This window comes from Corynebacterium sp. (assembly GCF_012837295.1).
Lineage (GTDB): Bacteria > Actinomycetota > Actinomycetes > Mycobacteriales > Mycobacteriaceae > Corynebacterium.
The window spans coordinates 1-3,762 of sequence record NZ_DURI01000248.1; the positions used below are offsets into that span (position 1 = coordinate 1).

General features: G+C 67.4%; 3 protein-coding genes. 1 reads left to right on the forward strand and 2 read right to left on the reverse strand.

Translation table 11 applies throughout. From position 1 onward, the window contains the following. Both GX015_RS08015 and GX015_RS08020 read right to left on the reverse strand, forming a co-directional pair. A partial coding sequence (locus tag GX015_RS08015; protein ID WP_291344202.1) for a hypothetical protein occupies positions 1 to 428 on the reverse strand: 428 nt, incomplete at its 3' end. A 172-nt stretch (positions 429 to 600) separates the two neighbouring features. After that, positions 601 to 1,746, reverse strand: a complete 1,146-nt coding sequence (locus GX015_RS08020) for a ParA family protein (protein ID WP_366926259.1) — start codon at positions 1,744 to 1,746, stop codon at positions 601 to 603. A 245-nt stretch (positions 1,747 to 1,991) separates the two neighbouring features. On the opposite strand from GX015_RS08020, the gene GX015_RS08025 reads away from it, so the two are divergent. Further along, positions 1,992 to 3,575, forward strand: coding sequence for a protein adenylyltransferase SelO family protein (locus GX015_RS08025; RefSeq protein WP_291344204.1), 1,584 nt, complete (start codon positions 1,992 to 1,994; stop codon positions 3,573 to 3,575). Positions 3,576 to 3,762: the final 187 nt, after the last annotated feature.

Genomic DNA, 3,762 nt, shown 5'->3' on the forward strand with positions numbered 1-3,762 from the left:
CCCCACCCCGCACCCTGCGGCGGGCCGATGAAGCGGGTGAGCAGCCGAAGGTCCGGATCCATCACCTCGAACAGCAGGCGCGCCCGGTCGGCGTGCGGACGGCACCCGATGAAGCACCCGACCGTCGGAGCCTCCTGAGTCAAGGATCCGATCCAGATGAACCGGCAGTGCAGGCCCTCCGCGATGCGCGACGCGAGCTTCGCCCGCTCCCAGCGATACGACTGCGTCAGCTGGATCTGGCGGATGACCGGCCGATCGCGCACGTCCAATTCGGCGGCGGTCAGCGCATGCTTAGGCGTGGTCGCCGCACCCTGCTCGGCGAGAAGCCCGAACGCGACCTGCATGTGCAGCTCCATGTTCCGGGTGTCGTCGTTGGCGTCGGCCCACGCAAACAATCGCTTGACCTGCTGCATCAAATGAAGGTCCATGCCCGGCCCCTCGCTTTCGATCTCCGGCTCCGCACCGGCACCGCGGCCGATTCCGCGGTTGCGCCCGCAGACTATGCGGCGCGCCGGATCACACCGGACGCCCTCCCAAACGGTCGTTCGAGGAACTCGCAAACCCGGCCGAAATGGCACGGCTGGTATCCAGAGATCTCCATTATCGGGCGTGCACGGTCTCCCGGTCCATGCTCGGGGACGATTCCATGAGCTGATCGAATACCTTGGCCGCGACGCCGTGGATCTTCTCCGCGTAATTCGCCTTCTGATTCTGCTGGGCTCCCCGGACGCCGTCGGCCGATTTCAGGTCGGCGATCGGCGCGTGCACGTCCTGTGCGGTCGCCGGCATCGAGTGCATGTGCGGCACGTGCCCCAGGAGCAGTTCCCCGGGTTCCTGGCCCAGGCTCTCGGCGATGCCACGGGACTCGTCGCCGAAGCGGTCCCGGAATCGTTCGAACGCGCCAACCAACTGTTCCTGGCCATTCGACTTCTTCTTCACGTATTCGAGGGTCGTGTACCCGAGGTATTGGAGCGAACGGCCCTGCTTACCGAACACCCGGAGCGCCTGGAGCTTCTCCTCGACGTCCGGGGCGAACATGCGCCATTCCATCTCGTTCGCTTCGACGATTTCGCTGTAGTCGGTGACCCACTTTCGGAACCACCGGGACAGATTGTCGAATGCGTGGAAGCTGAAAAGATCCGTCGCAGTTGGGGTCACGAAGGCATCGCATCCCAGAAGCACCGTGCGATTGAACGGGCCGAGACTCGGGCCCACATCGAAGAAGATCACGTCATACCGGTCCTGGTTCTCCATCGCGACGGCAAGCTGGCCGGCCCAATGAATGCGTCGGAAATCTCCGGTCTTCCGGGCCACCGCGGCGTGCCACGATTCGCTCATCACGTCTTCGATCTCGGACAGGGCGGGATGTCCGGGCAACACGTCGACCCCGAACCGCCGCGACCGATACGGGCGGATGTCCGCATTGATCGTCGTCTCGCCCTCGCGGAGCGGCACGAAAAGGGAGTAGACGGTTCGGGCGAGGGATCGCTTCAGTGCCATTTCCGCGGCACGAGGCTCGGGAAGCCCCTCTTTGCCGACGCCATTACCCGAGTCCGCACTCGACGTTTCCGCGTAGATTTCGGCGCACTGATCCTCATCGAGCATCAGCTGCGTCGCATTGCACTGCGGATCACAATCGACGTACAGGACGCGCTTGCCCCGCTCCGCGAAGTAGTGGGCGACATTGGTCGACAGCGTCGTCTTGCCCACCCCTCCCTTGTTGTTGAAGAAGCTGATCGTCCGCAATTCCCGTGCCACCGGAGCCTCCCTTGATGCACCACATTTGGCGCACATGCCAAACGACACCGCCCTGCGTCAGACGGTGCCGCTCATGTGAACGTTCGAATCTTATCGGCGGCCCACGTTCGCCTATCGCGCGCCCCCACCCCGCCTCGCGCCACCGTCCGTAGACTCGTCACATGTCACAGACGAACGAGCCGACCACCACCCCCGACCAGCCCGTCCGCCTGACCGCCGATTTCGCCGACGCCATGCCGGAGATGGCCATCGAATGGTCCGCGCAGGAATCGCCTTCCCCCGAGATCGTCGTGCTCAACGACGACCTCGCCCGCGAGCTCGGCCTCGATCCCGAGTGGCTCCACTCCCCCGCCGGCGTCGAATTCCTGACGGGGCGCGCCGGAGCCGACGCCAACTCCGATGACGCGACGAACCCCGCCCGCGGCGCCACCCATTCTTCAGCTACCGCCCCCTACCGCCCGGTAGCGCAGGCGTATTCGGGCCACCAGTTCGGGCAGTTCGTGCCCATCCTCGGTGACGGCCGTGCGCTGCTCCTCGGCGAGATCGCCGACCGCGACGGCGATCTCCGCGACATCCATCTCAAGGGTTCCGGCCCGACCCCCTTCGCCCGCCGCGGCGACGGCCTCGCCGCGCTCGGCCCGATGCTGCGCGAGTACCTGGTCGCCGAGGCCATGCACGCCCTGGGCATCCCGACCACCCGCGCGCTGGCGGTCATCGCCACTGGCGGCCGCGTCCAGCGCGAGCGGGCGCTGCCCGGCGCGATCCTGGTGAGGGTGGCGGCGAGTCATCTGCGCGTCGGTTCGTTTCAGTTCGCTCGGACGCATGGCGGAGACGACGTCGTCAAGCGTCTCGTCGACCATGCCGCCGCCCGGCACTACCCGGACGTGCTCTCGCTGCCCCAAGCCGAGCGTCCGCTGGCCCTGTTCGATGCCGTCGCCGATGCGCAGGCGAGCCTGGTCGCGGCGTGGCTGGGCGCCGGGTTCGTGCACGGGGTGATGAACACCGACAACATCACCATCTCCGGCGAGACCATCGACTACGGCCCGTGCGCCTTCCTCGACGCGCACGACCCGGGCGCCGTGTTCAGCTCGATCGACCGGCAGGGCATCTACGCCTACGGGGGCCAGCCGCGCGTGCTCGAGTGGGATCTGGCCCGGTTCACGGAGACCCTCGCCCCGCTTTACGACGCCGACGCCGACCGTGCCCTGACCCTCGCACGCGAGCACCTCGCCGGGTTCAGGGAGCTCGTCGATGGCCGGATCCTCGAGACGTGGAAGGCCAAGTTGGGGCTGGGTGATGGGACGCCGGAGGCCGACGTCGCTACCGTGCACGCCGTGGTCGAGGAATGGTTGGCGATGCTCGGCGACGACAACCCCGACCACACCCTCGTCCACCGGGCGCTGACTCTCGTCGCCGCCGGAGGGCGAGCCGACGGTGCGGGCGACGGTCAGACAAACGGCGCGGATGACGGCCGAGACAGCGTCGATCCCGAAGTCGCCGAGGCCGCGTTCCTCGCCCACTTCACCGACGGCGACCGTGCGAAGGAGTGGCTGGAGACCTGGCGGGAGCTGGGCCCCGACGCCGATCGGATGCGCCGCGCGAACCCGATCTACATCCCGCGCAACCACCTCGTTGAGGAGGCCCTGGCCGCCGCGGGCGCCGGCGACGCCAACGAGCCCCGCAACATGCACCCCTTCCACGCCCTGCTGGCGAGGATCACCGACCCATTCACGTCGAGCAGCAACCCCGACGACGAACGCTTCGAGCGCCCTGCCCCCGAAGAATTCGGCGACTACACGACGTACTGCGGGACGTAGCCGCTTTCCCCGACCAGCCTCTTTCACGCCCTCCGCTTTCCAACGCCCCTCCGCCACCGTCACCGCCCGATAGAACCCACCACCCCCGCACCCCACACCCACCGTGGGGCGCGGGGGCGTTTTCATCCCCCAAAAGAGCCACATCGGCGCACCCCATCACCGTTACCCATGCCCCGGGCGGACTCCA

Bases quoted from the DNA above. Each gene is read 5' to 3' on its own strand.
- GX015_RS08025 (WP_291344204.1), top strand. From the start codon at position 1,992: ATGCCGGAGATGGCCATCGAATGGTCCGCGCAGGAATCGCCTTCCCCC.